Raw genomic sequence first — 18,670 nt, 5'->3', positions numbered from 1 at the left:
AATTACAATTAAGGAATATGAAAAGAAGTATCCAATTGGTAGCCCTGCTGTTAACTGTGTTTATGGGCTCATGTACAGGTGGAAAAGACAAAGCGGCTGCGGAACATGTGGACGCGAAGCCCATTGTGAAGCTGGCAGACGTAAAAGCCCGTCCCGTAGATCAAATACAAGATTACACAGCGACGGTGGAAGCTGAAGTAAAGAATAATATAGCCCCTTCGTCTCCCGTACGTATCGACCAGATTTTTGTGGAAGTAGGCGACCGCGTATCCAAAGGCCAGAAACTTGTGCAGATGGATGCAGCCAACCTGAAACAGACGAAGCTGCAACTAGATAATCAGGAAATAGAATTCAACCGTATTGACGAATTATATAAAGTGGGCGGTGCGTCCAAATCAGAGTGGGATGCTTCGAAGATGCAACTCGATGTGAAGAAAACCGCTTATAAGAATCTGCTGGAGAATACCTCTTTGCAAAGCCCTATCAACGGTGTGGTCACTGCACGCAACTATGATAATGGCGATATGTACAGCGGTGGAGAACCCGTACTTGTAGTAGAACAGATCACTCCGGTGAAACTCCTGATTAACGTGTCCGAAACCTACTTCACGAAAGTGAAAAAAGGTACTCCTGTCGACGTGAAACTCGATGTATATGGCGATGAAGTATTTACAGGAACCATCAATCTGATTTACCCTACCATAGATGCCACTACCCGTACATTCCAGGTAGAGATCAGACTGGATAATAAAGACCAGCGTGTGCGTCCGGGAATGTTTGCCCGTGCGACATTGAACTTCGGTACAGCAGAAAACGTCGTTGTTCCCGATTTGGCAATCGTTAAGCAGGCAGGTTCCGGTGACCGTTATGTATTCGTTTATAAAGACGGTAAAGTATCTTATAATAAGGTCGAACTGGGTAGACGCATGGGTACGGAGTATGAGTTGAAATCCGGTGTACCGGATAACTCACAGGTGGTAGTTGCCGGACAGTCACGTTTGGTGAATGGTATGGAAGTAGAGGTGGAAGCCTCTTCCCAGTCTTCTTCCAAATAAGAGGTGTTCAGTACCTTTCGCCCGATGCTTTTATTAATTAACCTGATTTCAACACGATCTTCCGGCTCCCTCTTTTGGGGAGAGGAGCAGGGAGAGGCTTTTAAATAAAATAACATGAGTTTATACGAAGGCGCGGTTAAGAAACCGATTATGACCTCCCTCTGCTTCCTGGCAGTGGTGATTTTTGGTCTTTTCTCTTTGTCCAAGTTACCTATCGACTTGTATCCGGACATTGACACGAATACAATCATGGTAATGACCGCTTATCCCGGAGCAAGTGCTTCGGATATAGAAAATAATGTGACTCGCCCGCTCGAAAATACGTTGAACGCGGTGAGCAACCTGAAACATATTACCTCCCGTTCTTCCGAGAATATGTCATTGATTACATTGGAGTTCGAGTTTGGTAACGATATTGACGTTCTGACCAATGATGTGCGTGATAAACTCGACATGGTAAGTTCGCAGCTTCCCGATGATGTCGAGAATCCGATCATCTTCAAATTTAGTACGGACATGATTCCTATCGTGCTGCTTTCCGTACAGGCCAATGAAAGTCAGTCAGCCCTTTATAAGATATTGGACGACCGTGTGGTAAACCCGCTGGCGCGTATTCCGGGAGTCGGAACCGTGTCTATCAGTGGTGCGCCGCAACGTGAGATTCAGGTCTATTGCGACCCCAATAAACTGGAAGCCTATCACCTGACTATCGAAACAATCAGTTCCATTATCGGCGCCGAGAATAAGAACATTCCCGGTGGTAACTTCGATATCGGTAGTGAAACATACGCGTTGCGTGTAGAAGGTGAATTCGATGATTCCCGACAGTTGGCAGACGTAGTGGTAGGTACGCATAATGGGGCAAATGTCTTTTTGCGTGATGTAGCCCGAATCGTCGATACTGTGGAAGAACGTGCACAGGAAACCTATAACAATGGTGTGCAAGGTGCGATGATTGTTGTTCAGAAACAGTCGGGAGCCAATTCGGTAGAAATCTCCAAGAAAGTGGCCGACGCATTGCCGAGGCTTCAGAAGAACCTGCCGAGTGACGTGAAGATCGGTGTCATTGTTGATACCTCCGACAACATTTTGAACACCATCGACAGTTTGACGGAAACCGTTGTTTATGCCTTGCTCTTCGTTGTCATCGTCGTGTTCCTTTTCCTGGGACGCTGGCGTGCTACATTGATTATCTGTATCACCATTCCGCTTTCGTTGATTGCCTCGTTCATTTACCTGGCGATTAGTGGAAATACGATTAATATCATCTCGCTTTCATCACTTTCTATCGCTATCGGTATGGTAGTGGATGATGCGATTGTGGTACTTGAAAACGTAACGACCCATATCGAGCGTGGCTCCGATCCGAAACAGGCAGCCGTGCACGGAACAAATGAGGTGGCAATTTCTGTAGTCGCTTCTACGCTGACCATGATTGCCGTGTTCTTCCCGTTGACAATGGTAAGCGGTATGTCCGGTGTACTTTTCAAACAGTTGGGTTGGATGATGTGTGCCATCATGTTTATTTCTACGGTCGCCGCACTATCTTTGACTCCGATGCTCTGTTCCCAGTTGCTTCGTTTGCAGAAGAAACCATCGAAGATGTTCAAGCTCTTCTTTACTCCGATAGAGAAAGCACTCGACGGGCTCGATACCTGGTATGCGAAGATGCTGAACTGGGCTGTACGTCATCGTCCGATTGTCATTGTGGGATGTATTGCTTTCTTCGTTATCAGTTTAATGTGTGCAAAGGGTATCGGTACGGAGTTCTTCCCGGCACAGGATAACGCCCGTATTGCCGTGAAGTTGGAGCTGCCGATCGGTACACGAAAAGAGATAGCGCAGGAACTTTCAGAGAAGTTGACTAACCAATGGCTGACGAAGTATAAAGACATCATGAAAGTCTGTAACTATACAGTCGGCCAAGCTGACTCTGATAATACCTGGGCATCTATGCAGGACAACGGGTCGCATATTATTTCGTTCAACATCAGTTTGGTGGATCCGGGCGATCGTGATATCACTTTGGAAGCAGTCTGTGATGAGATGCGTGAAGATTTGAAAGCCTATCCGGAATTCAGTAAAGCACAGGTAATCCTCGGAGGTAGCAACACAGGTATGTCCGCACAGGCTAGTGCCGACTTTGAGGTTTACGGATATGATATGACGGTAACCGACAGCGTGGCAGCTCGTCTGAAACGTGAATTGCTGAAAGTGAAAGGTGTGACCGAGGTAAATATCAGCCGTAGTGATTATCAGCCGGAATATCAGGTAGACTTTGACCGTGAAAAACTGGCAATGCATGGTTTGAATCTTTCAACTGCCGGTAACTACCTGCGTAACCGTGTCAATGGTGCGGTAGCGTCTAAATATCGTGAAGACGGAGATGAGTATGATATCAAAGTGCGTTATGCGCCTGAATTCCGTACAAGTCTGGAAAGTCTCGAAAATATTCTCATTTACAATGCGCAAGGACAATCCGTTCGTGTGAAAGATGTCGGAAAGGTAGTCGAACGTTTCGCGCCTCCTACTATTGAACGTAAAGACCGCGAACGTATTGTAACCGTTTCCGCAGTAATCTCCGGTGCTCCGTTGGGCGACGTAGTAGCTGCCGGTAATAAGGTGATAGATAAAATGGATCTTCCGGGAGATGTCACCATTCAGATTTCCGGTTCATACGAAGACCAGCAGGATTCGTTCCGCGATTTGGGAACACTTGCCATCCTGATTGTTGTGCTCGTATTTATCGTGATGGCAGCACAGTTCGAGTCACTGACCTATCCGTTCATTATTATGTTCTCCCTGCCGTTTGCTTTTAGCGGTGTCTTGATGGCACTATTCTTTACGAACAGTACATTGAGTGTCATGAGTTTGTTGGGAGGTATCATGCTGATTGGTATTGTGGTGAAGAACGGTATCGTGCTTATCGACTACATCACCCTTTGTCGCGAACGTGGACTGGCAGTGTTGAACTCTGTAGTAACCGCTGGTAAGAGCCGTCTCCGCCCGGTATTGATGACCACTGCCACTACCGTTCTTGGTATGATTCCGATGGCTATCGGTGGCGGTCAGGGTTCTGAAATGTGGAGTCCGATGGCGATTGCCGTAATCGGTGGTTTGACGATCTCTACTGTTTTGACATTGATTTTGATTCCTACTCTATATTGTGTATTTGCAGGAACAGGTATTAAGAACCGTCGTCGTAAGCTCCGTCGTCAACGTGAATTGGATGTTTACTTCCAGGCGAATAAAGACAGTATTATTAAGAAATAATAAAGAAAAGAAATATGAAATCAGTATTGATAACATTCGATCAGGCTTATTACGAACGAATCATGGCATTACTCGACCGTTTGGGTTGTCGTGGTTTTACGTACCTTGAGAAAGTACAGGGACGTGGTTCGAAAACAGGCGATCCGCATTTCGGAAGCCATGCCTGGCCAAGTATGTGCTCGGCTATCTTGACGATAGTAGACGATAGCAAAGTCGATCCGTTGCTCGACACCTTGCATATAATGGACTTGGAAACCGAACAATTAGGTTTGCGTGCATTTGTGTGGAACATTGAACGGACGATCTGACCGATGTCCGGCATGTAAATAAGTAAAAAGGGAGAATCTCATAAATAATGTAGATTCTCCCTTCTTTTTTATTGCTTTTCTCTATCTTTGCAGCCTGAAAATGTCCGGCACCGATGAAGGCCTCCTCCGGCACCGATGAGGAGATGGTTCGGCACCGAGGAAGAGGTAGCTCGGCACCGGGTAAAAACAAGAACTAAAATAGTGCCTATATCTACTTGTAAAGATGGAGATAATAAAGAATTATTTGAAATATTCGTTGTGGTTCGTACTGATTGTGTTTGCAGTCTTACTCGGGCTTCATTGGCTTCCGGCGCTGACTATTGACGGGCACACGATGAGGCGTGTAGACCTTTTGAGCGACCTTCGTTATCCGGAATCAGAGACTGCCGCAGCTGATTCGGACAGCATCCCTTTGCCTCCTGTTGTAAAACCTGCCTTTGTAGATACCTGTCGTACAGGTATGACTTGCATTGAAGATTACAGTGATTCCACTCTCCGGGGGATGACTCCTTTTTATAAAGCACTCGACCGTGTCTCTTCCGATGACTCCGATGACAAACAGGTGCGTATTGCCGTATTCGGAGATTCCTTTATCGAAGCGGATATCTTTACGGCTGACTTACGCGAAATGCTTCAGAAACAATTCGGCGGTTGTGGTGTAGGTTTTGTTACCATCACTTCCATGACAAGCGGTTACCGTCCTACGGTGCGACATACGTTTGGCGGATGGTCCAGTCATGCGGTAACAGACAGTGTCTATTTCGATAAGAAGAAACAAGGCATATCCGGTCATTATTTCGTTCCCCGCAACGGAGCTTATGTAGAACTGCGCGGGCAAAATAAATATGCCTCCCTGCTCGATACTTGCCAGCGTGCCTCCATCTTCTTCCATAGCAGAGACTCCGTCCTCCTTTCTGCCCGTGTGAACAAAGGAGAAAACAAGAATTATTCATTAGGCCCTTCCGACGGATTGCAGCAAATTCAGGTAGACGGACGCATCGGCTCTATCCGTTGGACAGTAGACCGTGCAGACTCTACATTGTTCTATGGTTTGGCAATGGATGGAAAGAAAGGAATCATTCTCGACAACTTCTCGTTGCGTGGCAGTTCCGGTCTTTCTCTGCGGGGCATTCCTTCACAGATGTTGAAACAGTTTAACCGCCAACGTCCTTACGACCTCATTATCCTCGAATATGGTTTGAATGTAGCTACCGAACGGGGACGCAATTATGATAACTATCAAAAAGGACTGCTCACAGCTATCGAGCATTTGAAAGAATGTTTCCCACAAGCAGGAATCCTGTTGTTGAGCGTCGGCGACCGTGATTCTAAAAACGAGAACGGTGAACTTCGTACCATGCCCGGTGTGAAGAATCTGATTCGTTATCAGCAGAACATTGCAGCCGAAAGCGGCATCGCCTTTTGGAATATGTTTGAAGCAATGGGCGGAGAAGGCAGCATGGCAAAACTGGTGCATGCCAAACCTTCTATGGCAAATTACGATTATACGCATATAAACTTCCGTGGCGGCAAGCATTTGGCGGGACTACTTTATGAAACGATGATCTATGGTAAGGAACAATACGACAGGAGGCGTGCTTATGAGCAAGAATAATCTGCAGTCTGTCTTTATTCTTATTCTCGCCGGTATGTTGAGTGTTCCTTGTTTCCTTGCAGAAGCAATCGCGCAAGACCGTATCCCTGTATGTCCTCCACTGGGAAAGACCGCAAAACTTATAAAGCCTTTACGGGAAATGAACTGGGCGAATGATACGATCACTGTACAAATATCCTTCCCTTCAGCTTTCCGCGAAACCGGTCGGAATGAGATTATTGACAGTATCGCTCTGCTAGCTCCCGTCTTCGAACATCTTCGCCAGGTGCGTGCCGGACTCTCCGAAGATACAGTCCGTATCGTTCATATTGGCGACAGCCATGTACGTGGACATATCTACCCTCAAACCATCGGTGCCCGTTTGACAGAAACTTTCGGTGCTGTTTCTTATATAGATAAAGGCGTCAACGGAGCTACTTGCCTTACCTTTACCCATCCGGATCGTATTGCCGAAATTGCCGCCCTGAAGCCCGAATTGTTGATTCTCTCTTTCGGAACCAATGAAAGCCATAACCGGCGTTATAATATAAATGTGCACTACAATCAGATGGATGAACTGGTGAAACTGTTGCGCGACAGTCTTCCTAACGTACCCATTCTTCTGACTACCCCTCCCGGTTCTTATGAAAGTTTCCGGCAGCGAAGGCGTAGACGCACGTATGCCATCAATCCACGTACAGCGACAGCAGCGGAAACCATTCGTCGTTATGCAAAAGACCATCGTCTGCTCGTGTGGGATATGTACGATGTAGTCGGAGGGAAGCGCCGTGCCTGCACGAACTGGACGGACGCAAAACTGATGCGGCCCGATCATGTACATTATTTACCCGAAGGATACATCCTGCAAGGAAATTTATTATACCAAGCACTTATCAAAGCATATAATGACTATGTTTCCCATTGATATAGATTTCAGTAGACTGAAAGAGGTACTTACCTACGATCCGCAAGCGCCAATGATATTCAGCAGCGGTATCTTCCTTTGGTTGTTCGCTGCTTTCATGGTGGTGTATGTGTTGCTACAACGCAAATACACCGCCCGTATCATGTTTGTTACTCTCTTCTCCTATTATTTTTACTATAAGAGTAGCGGCACCTATTTTTTCCTGCTTGCCATAGTCACCGTTGCCGACTTTTTCCTTGCGCAACTTATGGATCGTGTAGAGGGTTATTGGAAACGTAAAGGATTGGTCGCTTTGAGTTTGGGAGTTAATTTAGGACTTCTTGCTTATTTCAAATATACCAATTTTCTGGGTGGAGTGATTGCGTCATTGATGGGAGGAGAATTTACCGCTCTCGATATATTCCTGCCGGTCGGCATCTCCTTTTTCACTTTCCAGTCATTGAGCTACACCATCGACGTTTACCGAAGAGACATAAAACCATTGACCAATCTTTTGGACTATGCCTTCTACGTATCTTTCTTCCCCCAGTTGGTGGCAGGACCTATCGTGCGTGCCCGCGACTTTATCCCGCAAATCCGGAAACCCTTATTCGTCTCGCAGGAAATGTTCGGACGCGGAATTTTTCTGATCGTTTCCGGTCTTTTCAAGAAAGCCATCATATCCGATTATATCAGTATCAATTTTGTGGAACGTATTTTTGATAACCCTACTCTTTATTCCGGTGTTGAGAATCTGATGGGCGTATATGGTTATGCTTTGCAGATTTACTGTGACTTTTCCGGATATAGCGACATGGCTATCGGTATCGCCTTATTGTTAGGTTTCCATTTCAATCTCAACTTTAATTCACCTTATAAGTCTGCCTCTATTACGGAATTTTGGCGTCGTTGGCACATATCTTTATCCAGTTGGTTAAAAGATTATTTATACATTTCTTTGGGAGGAAACCGAAAAGGTAAATTCCGGCAATATCTCAACTTGATAATTACCATGTTCTTGGGCGGTCTGTGGCATGGTGCCTCCTGGAACTTCGTTCTTTGGGGAACTTTTCATGGAGTAGCTCTGGCATTACATAAAATGTGGATGTCTATCACCGGGCGTAAGAAAGGAGAGGAAAGTCACGGTTGGCGGCGTGTGTTTGGAGTGATTATCACTTTCCATTTCGTCTGCTTCTGCTGGATTTTCTTCCGTAATGCCGATTTTCAGAATTCAATGGATATGCTGGGACAGATATTCACTACTTTCCGTCCGCAACTGTTCCCGCAATTACTAGAAGGATATTGGAAAGTATTTGCGTTGATGTTGCTTGGCTTCCTGCTTCATTTTGCTCCTGATAGTTGGGAAAATGTAGCTTGTCGAGGAGTGATCCGTTTGCCGTTCCTAGGAAAAGCAGTATTGATGGTCGCTTTGATTTATCTGGTTATTCAGATGAAGAGTTCGGAAATTCAACCGTTTATTTATTTCCAGTTCTGATTGGTTGTATGGTTAATGTGGCATCCTGCTTTTAATTAGAGTATTCTTTTTAATATTCGACTAAAGCTGTAATTGGAATATTTTTCCTTACTTTGTGAAAGGAAAATATAAACATTCTGTTTTATGGAAAACTCTTTTAGTTATCAGCCGGCAGCCGGACGCTACGAACGGATGCCCTATAAATATTGTGGCAAGAGCGGCTTGCAGTTACCTTTAATCTCTTTGGGGTTGTGGCACAACTTCGGTAGTGTGGACAATTTCGATGTAGCAACCGACATGATTAAGTATGCATTCGATCATGGTGTCACCCATTTCGACCTGGCAAACAATTATGGTCCTGTTCCCGGAAGTGCTGAAACCAATTTCGGACGAATCTTGCGAGAGAACTTCCAGGGTTATCGGGATGAAATGATCATCTCTTCCAAAGCCGGTCATGAAATGTGGGCTGGCCCTTATGGCGGAAATAGCTCCCGTAAAAATCTGATGGCGAGCATTGACCAAAGTCTCCGCCGGACAGGATTGGAGTATTTTGATATCTTTTATAGCCATCGTTATGATGGAGTTACTCCGGTCGAAGAAACCATTCAGACATTGATTGATATCGTGAAACAAGGGAAAGCTCTGTATATCGGAATCTCCAAATATCCCCCCGAACAAGCACGTATGGCCTACGAGATGATGGCAAAAGCCGGTGTTCCCTGTCTCATCAGCCAGTATCGGTATAGTATGTTCGACCGTGAGGTGGAGGCGGAAACACTTCCGCTGGCAGCAGAATATGGTTCCGGTTTCATCGCCTTTTCTCCTTTGGCGCAAGGACTGTTGACAGATAAATACCTGAATGGTATTCCGGAAGGTTCACGTGCCGCACGTTCTTCGGGTTTTCTTCAGCTTTCGCAAGTGACGCCTGAAAAGGTAGAAGCCGCCCGCCAGTTGAATGAAATAGCCCTCCGGCGTGGACAAACACTTGCTGAAATGGCACTGGCATGGGTATTGAAAGACGAACGGATGACTTCGGTGATTGTGGGCGCAAGCTCTGTCAACCAGTTGGCCGACAATTTGAAAGCACTGGAACATTTGGAATTCATGGCAGATGAGTTGAAAGAGATCGAACAGATTTTACCTGAATAATTTCAGCCTGAATCGTATGCTGATTTCACCTTATTATTGAAAATGATAAGGTGAAGTCATCTATTTTAAGGATGCTCCTGTCCAGTCATATACATATTTCCAAGATTTAACCATGCGATTGCATCTCCTCTGGCTGCTGCTATTTTAAAATATTCAAAAGGTTTTTAAAGTCACTAGCATCTATATCATTTAATAACAAAAGAATGGAATATTATTGAGTAAAAAAACAGAAAAGTGTTAGGAATGCTCGAAAAAAATATATACATTCGTATAATATTCACCTTAAATACTTGTGATATGAAGCAATTAACTGTAGTATTCGCTCTGTTGTGTATTTTTGCTTGTAGTAGCGAAGATATTGTAAGTACCGTTGAGGAATCTGTAAAGCCGGCTAATGAAGTGGCTATACAAACTGTTAATTTGCTTGATAGCCTTGAAATTATGGATTATATTTATAGCATTATTGGACCGATGGCTAAGACACGATCAAATCTACCAGGGGGAGGGTATATTCTTCCTGATAATTGGGATTCTCAATTAACAGATGAACAGCGCGAATTGATCAGGAACTCTTTCCCACGACCTCTCTTTTCTGCTGAAAGGAATGCTTTAAGGAAATCGTTTCCTTTAGTTGAATATTCCAATACAGTTGTTATGAATTATCCGTCATCTGGATATAATTGTTTTGCCTATTCGTTGGGGTTTAATAATAAGTGGATAGAGTTTAGTACTTGGGATCAAGTAAGATATGGATATGAAAATGCGAGTTCCGTGTATCATGCCGCTTATGATTACATGAAAGGGGCAACCTCAATATCAAGATACTATCCTGTAGTTTGGGGTTGGGGAAATACCCCTCTGCATGCATCTCTTGGAGGTAGTCCCCATTGCGAGGCACCTTATTCTAAGATGGGGCGTATGTGGCTATTGTGGCACCTTGTAAGTGTGTTTTCTAATGGAATGTATGGAGTTCCTGTGGAAACCTATGGGGCAGTTTCTCCTACCCGTAGTCTAAGTGAAATAGATGCTAATGCAATGAAAGAAATAAGTGAGGATATTCACGAAAATATAATCTTCTCACCGGATGAGTTGATGATGATTGCTAGAAAAGTAAAAACATGTAGAGATAGTTCAAGGTTTGAATCTTTGTTTAATGAATGGAAGGAAGCATGGCATTACTCGCTTAGTAATAACACTGCTACTACAAGAAATTTACCTCAATATGCCGATTTAAAGGCTATGGGAAAAGAAATCATTCCATTATTGATTGAGAAGATGGTAACAGAAGAGGATAATTTCTTTGCAATAAGATTGTATGAAGATCTACAAGATAATCCTAATCTGATAATACGATATGCGAACGATGATCCACACCAACTTGAAGGATTACAACAAACAACCAAAAAAACTATAAAGAAGTGGTTAGAATATAATTCCAATTAAAGTTATCTTGGGGATGATAGGTTGTTGGATATTGCGTATACCTTTAAATTAAGAATATCGGCTCAAATTGGGCCGATATTTGAATATAAATATTCAAGAAATGGGATATCAATAATAATAGAGATAAGTCTGTTTTTAGGATCTTTTGCTGGAGTGTTTCTCGTTTGATTTTACTGTGAAAAACTTATTTGTAGTCTTAATCGAAAAATGGATTTTTGAGGTAAAGAAAATATGAATAATATTTCTCTGCTTTTGAAAGAACTGAATGTCATATGTGAGGATTATGAACGTAGGGAAAACTTACTGAATACTTTCAGTTCACATCGGATATGCATCGTATGATTTATACCATAAATACAGTTGAGGACTGTCATCATCAGATACGGAAAGTGACAAAAAAACAAGGGCGTGTTCCCTAACAACACCGCCCTTAAAAAACTGTTTTACCTCGCTTATCGCAATATATGTAAGAAATGGACCATGTCATACTGGCTAACTGGGGAGCTAGTGCACGACAACTGGCGATAAAATTTGTAGATAGGTTTAAAATGTTGCAATTTTACGTCCGTTGGGACGGGTAGTCCTGCCCCTTGGCGCTGGCCGTTCACCGACCGATGAGATTGAATGAGAATAAAGCATACATAGTTTAATTTACACATCTCCCTGCCTGGTGAATGATCAGGGCGAACGCTCAATAACTTGTACATGTTAATTTAGCTTTTATTATTCCCTAAATAGATAGTTTTTTCCTGTATTTTTTAATATCTTCTGTTCCTATTCTCTGTGTGAATATAATTCATTACATTTGCATATCTACTATATTAATCTCTACCGCAATATGGCCATTCAAGCCTTTTCAGCTATAATTCCTGATGTAAGAGATGATAAGAATAAAATATATCAGTCTAACGAAATAGTGTTCATCGCCCTAGTCTCTGTTATCTGCGGAGCTGATACGTGGAACGAAATAGAAACATTCGGCAAGACGCATGAATCCTATTTCAAGACGCGTCTTCCGGTTTTGACTTCTATCCCTTCCCATGATACCTTGAGTCGTTTCTTCTCCATATTGGATATCGACTGGTTTGAAGAATGTTTCAGGTTGTGGGTCGATGACATCTGCCGTAAAATTCCCGGGGTGGTAGCTATTGACGGAAAAGCCGTTTGTGATAATCCCCATAAAAACAGCCGCTCAAAAAATGGAGTGAGAAGCAAGCTCTATATAGTCAGCGCCTGGTCTGTATCCAACGGCATTTGCCTTGGTCAAAAGAAAGTAGAAGAAAAATCGAATGAAATAAAGGCTATCCCCGAGCTAATAAAGGCGCTTGATCTTGAGAACTGCATCATAACCATTGACGCTATGGGCTGCCAGAAATCAATCACTAAACTAATAATCGAGAACAAAGCTGATTATATTTTATGTGCCAAAGATAACCATGAAACACTCAGGGATATGATAGAATTTAATCTTAGTGAGGAAACAAGATACTATTTATGTCACGCAAAAAGGTACTTTGAGGAAAACGAAGGGCATGGAAGAAGTGAATACAGGGAATGTGTATGCATAAGCGCTAAAAATCTTCAATATTTTCTCAAAGGGTGGACAGGGATCAAGACATTGGCTATGATAAATTCTATCAGAAAAACAGGTGATAAAGAAGCTACTATGGAAACAAGGTACTATATATCATCATTGGAACCTGACCCGGTACTCATACTTAAATCGGTCAGATCACACTGGGAGGTTGAAAACAACCTACATTGGGTACTTGATATAGGATTCAGAGAAGATGATGACAGAAAAACAGGAAATGCTGCAATCAACTTCTCCGCCATATCAAAGTTGGCACTTATGTTATTAAAACAGAGCGATATCAAACTGGGAATGGCAGGAAAGAGGAAAGCGTGTGGATGGGACGAGAAAATAAGAGATAAAGTCATTGGGATTGGAAAAATATAGAGAATAATAGGATGTACAAGTTATTGAGCGTTCGCCCTGAATATGAGAAATGCAAGTGAAAAATAGGCGACAGGAAAAAGTGTGCGTAAGTAAACTGAATTCAGCATTTTTTTAAGAAAGAGCAAAAAGGAAAAGAGCAAAAAGAAAGAGATAAATCCAGGAATCCGATTGGATCCATATACCGTATACCTAACGAGCAAAATTCCTCTTCAGTTGTTATTCATACATAAACATATTCTATACAATAAAAATAATATCATGGAGAAAAATATTTTTCAGTTAGATAATGAGCAGCTCAAAGAGATTGCTCGCTCATTTAAAGCGAAAGTAGAAGAAGGTTTGAACACTGAAAATGCAGAGATACAATGCATTCCCACTTTCATCACTCCGAAAGCAAGTGGTATCAATGGCAAATCATTAGTACTCGACTTGGGAGGAACGAATTACCGGGTAGCAATCGTTGACTTCAGCAAAATGCCTCCCACCATTCATCCTAACAATGGTTGGAAAAAGGACATGTCGATTATGAAAACTCCTGGTTATACCCGAGAGGAGTTGTTCAAAGAAATGGCAGATATGATAACCGGAATAAAACGGGAAAAAGAGATGCCTATTGGATATTGTTTTTCTTATCCGACAGAGTCCATCCCAGGTGGAGATGCCAAACTGCTACGTTGGACCAAAGGAGTTGATATAAAAGAGATGATCGGAGAAGTTGTTGGAAAACCTTTACTCGACTATCTGAATGAAAGAAATAAAATCAAGTTTACGAACATAAAAGTGCTCAATGACACTGTTGCCAGTTTATTTGCCGGACTTACCGACAGTAGTTACGATGCGTATATAGGTCTGATTGTAGGAACAGGCACCAATATGGCAACTTTTATTCCGGCTGACAAAATTAAAAAATTAAATCCGTCACATAAAGTAGATGGATTGATTCCCGTCAATCTGGAATCCGGCAATTTTCATCCGCCGTTTCTCACTGCAGTAGATAATACAGTGGATGGAATCTCCGGGAATCCGGGAAAACAACGTTTCGAAAAAGCTGTATCCGGTATGTACCTAGGAGATATTCTAAAAACAACTTTCCCATTGGAGGAGTTCGAAGAAAAGTTTGATGCACAAAAGCTCACCTCTATTATGAATTATCCCGATATTTATAAGGAGGTGTATGTAGAAGTAGCACAGTGGATATATAGTAGATCAGCACAGTTAGTTGCAGCTTCACTGACAGGGCTTATCATGTTGTTGAAGTCATACAACAAGAATATACGAAAAATTTGCCTGGTTGCCGAAGGCAGTCTTTTTTGGAGCAAGAACAGAAAAGACAAGAACTATAACATCATTGTCATGGAAAAATTACGGGAGCTTTTCAGTTTGTTTGGTTTGGAAGATGTAGAGGTTGATATCAAAAGCATGAATAATGCCAATTTGATAGGGACAGGTATTGCGGCTTTATCCTGACACCTCCCTGCCTATCATCGTCATTACAGGGTGATCCTCCCAATCGACTTGCTTATAAGAATCTGACAGGAATGTGCCAGAACTCTCTTTTTAATGTAATAGCCCTCGCTACAGATAGTTGTAACGAGGGTTATTCTTCGTTTATAAGGGTGGGGACGCACCCTTATCCAACCTATTGCAGATATATCAAATCTATTTCAAGATTTAATAGACAATGTAGTGTGTAAAGTGGTTGTTTACTTAATCTTCAAAGCAAACCCACCTCCGGGTGCCAAATGAATCTTCAACTTACTGTCATTTTTTATCCGGATGGATTCACATTTATAATCACGCCCGATCCGGTGAGCATTTGCTCCGTCTTTAAACAATGTAGCGTCATACGTCTTACCACCCAGGAAAGAGCAATCCACTTCGATGTCACGTGCCGTCCAATCGGTGATTCCACCTACATACCAGACATTTCCACTCCGGCGTGCTGTTACGATATACTCTCCCATCTTACCATCAAGCACGATACTTTCATCCCACACTGTCGGAACATCAGCAATAAATCCTGTTGATTCCGGTTCGCGCATATAGTTGCTCGGCGTATCACACAACATATTGAAAGGAGATTCAAATACAACATACAGAGCAAGTTGGCGGCAACGAGTTCCCTGACTCATCGGTTCTGAATTGCAAGGATAATAGTTACCTTTCGAAGCATTGCGCATCGCCCCTTGAGTGTAGTCCATCGGACCGGATACTTGACGAGTGAAAGGAATCATCACGTCATACTTCACCTGGTCCACCGAAGCCGGGCTCCATTTCATCTGTTCCAGACCATTGACACCTTCAAAGTTCAATACATTCGGGTAAGTACGATTCAAACCGGCCGGTTTGTGCGTTCCGTGCAAGTCGAGGATCAGTTTGTATTTAGCACACATTTCGGCAGCCCGATAATTGAATGCAGTCATAAGCTGATCGTCACGATCCATAAAATCGACCTTAAAACCTTTTACTCCCATGTCGGCATAATGACGGCAAACGTTCTCCATATCACGTTCGAAAGCATAATAACCGGCCCAAAGAATAATACCCACATTTTTGGAGGCTGCATAATCTACCAATTCTTTCAGATTAATCTCTTTCACCACTTGCATCAAATCCGCTTGCAGATTTACCGCCCAGCCTTCGTCAAGTATCACATATTCAATACCGTTCGCAGAAGCAAAATCAATGTAGGCTTTATAAGTCGGATTATTTACTCCGGTCACAAAATCAACGCCATCCAAATTCCAGGCATTCCACCAGTCCCATGCTACTTTGCCGGGTTTGATCCATGAAAGATCCGTCAGACGGGAAGGGGCAGCCAACAAATAGCTCAAGTTGCTTGCTGCCAAATCCTTATCGGAAGTGGTAACAATGCTCATGCGCCACGGGAAATTCCGGGGTTTATCTACTTTGGCAATGTAAGCTTCATGCTCTTTCACCAACATTTGAAGTTGATTGTGTCCGCCCTGCATCATCTTCTTGGGGTATGGAGCGAAACGTCCCGTCAACCGATTTTCTCCTTCAATAGCAGACAAATAGAGGCCGGGATAATTCTCCAAATCGGATTCTGTGATACAAACCTTAACGCCTTCACCGGCATCCACGACTAATGGCAAAAACATCAAACGTTTTTTATTCAGCTTCGATAATGGATCGGTAGTATAAGTATTTTCGAATGAATTGAAATATTGAGAGTTATAATCACCGTCCTTTCCTGTTTTTACATAAGGTACAGAAGCTACCATATCGGATGGGAAATGATAATCTACTGTTTCATCTACCACGTTGAAAGGTTTCTTCGCACGGCTGACAAAGCGGTAAACAATACCATCATTGTATGCACGAAACTCGACATTCCAGTCTTTTTTAAACCGAAGAGTCAGTTCATTATAGTGGTCTCTCAATTCACTGGCACGATAGAAAGGAGAAGGAATCATCTGATCTACTTTTTTCCCGGAAGTGCCGGACAACTTTGCTTTCTCTCCCCAGACTTCTCCGTTATCCAATGTCATCGAAATCGGAGAAGGAGCAAGGATCTGCCGTCCGTTACAGTGGATGTCATAAGTCAGCTTATCACCTACGGTAATCGTCGTTTGAAGCTTTCCATCCGGAGAGTTCAAAGTAAATTGTTTTTGCGCCTGTACCGTAAGCGTACATGCGACAATACATAAGAATAATAAAATCTTCAGTTTTTTCATGGTTTTAATTATAGTAGTTATCAAATTATAGAAGAACGATACAAAAATAAAATAATATAGTATAGCAACCTATATGAAAACTAAAAAACAGAGATAAAAAAGAATACGTAATCCTATCTTTTTCCTGTCAGGGATTGAATACAATCGACTTCTTCCTGCTGATAAGGTACTCCAGTAGGACGATAGATATCATGAAACCATAATTCCGGTTCTTCACCCGACGGAATAACGTCATCCCAGGCAAAAATAGTATTTGTCTTTCCTGCAACAAATCCCCAATTGATGGCGCCTACCTTTTCTTTTTTCATCAAAGGAAGAACATTACAAAAGCGGCTGTCATTGCGACGGGCCATATATTCGGTACAGATCAACGGACGGTTAAGCATCTTCAGAAATTTGATACATTCGCCATGCCGTTCCTCATTATCGTAATTATGATAAGAGATGATGTCCGAATGATTCAACACAAACGCATTCAGGACATTCTTCCGGGGCGAATTATAGTCCCATACACCGGCAGTAATCGGTTGTGACGGTTTACAATCGCGCACCCAACGAAAGACATTCGTCAATAAGGGCAAAGAAGTTTCCTCGTGTTTACTATTCCCCGGCTCATTATACAAATCCCACATCAATATCCGGTCATCGTTAGCATAGGTCCGAACAATATCTTTTACATACTCTTGCAGAAAAGGATACAACGTCAGTGTGTCTTTACGCAAACTACACGAAGGGTCCTGCACCCAGCCGGAATTATGTACACCCGTCTTCGGTTCCGGTTGCTTGCCATAAGCCGACTCCGGATTCCAACAATCATCAAAGAACACAAACATAGGGCGGATTGAATATTGCCCGCAAATATTCAAAAAATCATCCATACGTTTCTTCATTCCTGCCGCATCATTTTGCCATACGACACTGCTCAAGAAAACGCGTAAAGTATTAAAGCCCAGTTCATGCGCCCATGATAGTTCTTTCTCAATCTGTTCAGGATCGAAAGTATCCGCACTCCACATTTCTATCTGATTGATTGCCGTTGCCGGAATATAATTGCAACCGACCAGCCAAGGCTGATTGTCATACCATTCTTGTATCTTCTCTTCCGTCCAACGACTGTTGTTTGAAGAATTAGAATCCTGTGTACAAGCGCATACACATATCCCCACTAAAAAGAATAAAAACACAACATTAACACACCATTTATTTTTCATGCTATTTTCAATTGATTAATATAAAAGATTCCTTGTTCTTTTAATTCCCGTTTATTTGATTATTTATGCCTGTCGTCTGACTGTTCCTTCCACACCACTACTCCTGCAGGTTCGAGGCGTGCACTGCCGATCAATATCTCCGCCTCATCGGGAATGGCTATTTCCTGAATGTCCGATGTATAATTCAAAGCGATGTAAAAACCATCCCGCCATTCCTTCACTACTCCGTATGGTAAATCTTCAGTCGGTACGCCGGCTTCCTTATATACACGACGTACTACTTCTTTCTCCAATTTCCCGTCATCGGTATCCGTTCCGATATAGGTGGCCGTTCCTTTACCCAGCCTACGGTGTATCACGGAAGCAGCTCCCTTATAAAACTGGTCCGCATACACAGCCCAAACATCTGTTCCGGCAGACGGGGTTAGTACGTCCGCCCAATTGTTCCAGGCGTATTCCATGCCCCCGAAATCGACCTTTCCATACAGATTGTGAGGCAGATGGTCATAGTACAGGCTGTTTATTCCGGCCAGTTGGTGGATGGGAGCAGCCAAAGGAGCCTCCCACAGTTTGGCATTACGGTCTTTCTGCCCGGTACGGC

The 18,670-nt window shown here is 43.0% G+C and carries 13 protein-coding genes and 1 pseudogene; 11 read left to right on the top strand and 3 right to left on the bottom strand.

The annotated features are described in order from the left end of the window. The first annotated feature begins 17 nt into the window (after positions 1–17). The 11 genes and pseudogenes from BXY_RS08730 to BXY_RS08685 all read left to right on the top strand — a co-directional run bounded on the left by BXY_RS08730 (position 18) and on the right by BXY_RS08685 (position 14,627). Positions 18–1,055, top strand: a complete 1,038-nt coding sequence (locus tag BXY_RS08730) for an efflux RND transporter periplasmic adaptor subunit (protein WP_008645763.1) — start codon at positions 18–20, stop codon at positions 1,053–1,055. Between the two features lie 114 nt (positions 1,056–1,169). Continuing rightward, the gene (locus BXY_RS08725; protein WP_015531715.1) at positions 1,170–4,328 is read left to right on the top strand and encodes an efflux RND transporter permease subunit; all 3,159 of its coding nucleotides are present in this window, start codon (positions 1,170–1,172) and stop codon (positions 4,326–4,328) included. A 14-nt stretch (positions 4,329–4,342) separates the two neighbouring features. Further along, the gene (locus tag BXY_RS08720) at positions 4,343–4,636 is read left to right on the top strand and encodes a PG0541 family transporter-associated protein (protein ID WP_008023018.1); all 294 of its coding nucleotides are present in this window, start codon (positions 4,343–4,345) and stop codon (positions 4,634–4,636) included. A 223-nt stretch (positions 4,637–4,859) separates the two neighbouring features. After that, positions 4,860–6,251 (top strand): SGNH/GDSL hydrolase family protein, encoded by a 1,392-nt coding sequence (locus BXY_RS08715; protein ID WP_015531714.1) that lies wholly within the window; start codon positions 4,860–4,862, stop codon positions 6,249–6,251. Continuing rightward, positions 6,205–7,155, top strand: a complete 951-nt coding sequence (locus tag BXY_RS08710; protein ID WP_044130242.1) for an SGNH/GDSL hydrolase family protein — start codon at positions 6,205–6,207, stop codon at positions 7,153–7,155. Before BXY_RS08715 ends, BXY_RS08710 begins: the two co-directional genes overlap by 47 nt. Further along, a complete protein-coding gene (locus tag BXY_RS08705; protein ID WP_015531713.1) occupies positions 7,142–8,629 on the top strand; it encodes an MBOAT family O-acyltransferase in 1,488 nt (495 codons plus the stop codon). The genes BXY_RS08710 and BXY_RS08705 overlap by 14 nt, the downstream gene beginning before the upstream one ends. A gap of 123 nt (positions 8,630–8,752) precedes the next feature. Beyond that, positions 8,753–9,757 carry an aldo/keto reductase gene (locus BXY_RS08700; protein WP_009040610.1) on the top strand — a complete coding sequence of 335 codons (1,005 nt, stop codon included), beginning with the start codon at positions 8,753–8,755 and terminating at the stop codon, positions 9,755–9,757. A 297-nt stretch (positions 9,758–10,054) separates the two neighbouring features. After that, positions 10,055–11,200, top strand: a complete 1,146-nt coding sequence (locus BXY_RS08695; protein ID WP_008645790.1) for a DUF7689 domain-containing protein — start codon at positions 10,055–10,057, stop codon at positions 11,198–11,200. A gap of 296 nt (positions 11,201–11,496) precedes the next feature. Beyond that, positions 11,497–11,781: pseudogene (locus tag BXY_RS23520) on the top strand (transposase); the annotation flags it as partial. Between the two features lie 257 nt (positions 11,782–12,038). Then, entirely contained in the window at positions 12,039–13,160 is a 1,122-nt protein-coding gene (locus BXY_RS08690; protein ID WP_015531712.1) for an ISAs1 family transposase, read from the top strand. Positions 13,161–13,418: 258 nt separating this feature from the next. Beyond that, complete coding sequence (locus BXY_RS08685; RefSeq protein WP_009040229.1) at positions 13,419–14,627, top strand: hexokinase family protein; 1,209 nt, start codon at positions 13,419–13,421, stop codon at positions 14,625–14,627. Between the two features lie 236 nt (positions 14,628–14,863). Here BXY_RS08685 and BXY_RS08680 read toward each other — a convergent pair whose 3' ends face one another. The 3 genes from BXY_RS08680 to BXY_RS08670 all read right to left on the bottom strand — a co-directional run. After that, positions 14,864–16,858, bottom strand: a complete 1,995-nt coding sequence (locus BXY_RS08680; protein ID WP_009040228.1) for a glycoside hydrolase family 97 protein — start codon at positions 16,856–16,858, stop codon at positions 14,864–14,866. A gap of 113 nt (positions 16,859–16,971) precedes the next feature. Continuing rightward, positions 16,972–18,069, bottom strand: coding sequence for a cellulase family glycosylhydrolase (locus BXY_RS08675; RefSeq protein WP_015531711.1), 1,098 nt, complete (start codon positions 18,067–18,069; stop codon positions 16,972–16,974). Positions 18,070–18,128: 59 nt separating this feature from the next. Then, positions 18,129–18,670, bottom strand: a 542-nt coding sequence (locus BXY_RS08670) for a beta-galactosidase trimerization domain-containing protein (RefSeq protein ID WP_208946792.1), incomplete at its 5' end; no start/stop codon positions are given.

It is taken from the genome of Bacteroides xylanisolvens XB1A, assembly GCF_000210075.1.
GTDB lineage: Bacteria > Bacteroidota > Bacteroidia > Bacteroidales > Bacteroidaceae > Bacteroides > Bacteroides xylanisolvens.
Note: the sequence above shows the minus strand (reverse complement) of the source record. Positions and strands in the feature narration are given on the sequence as shown.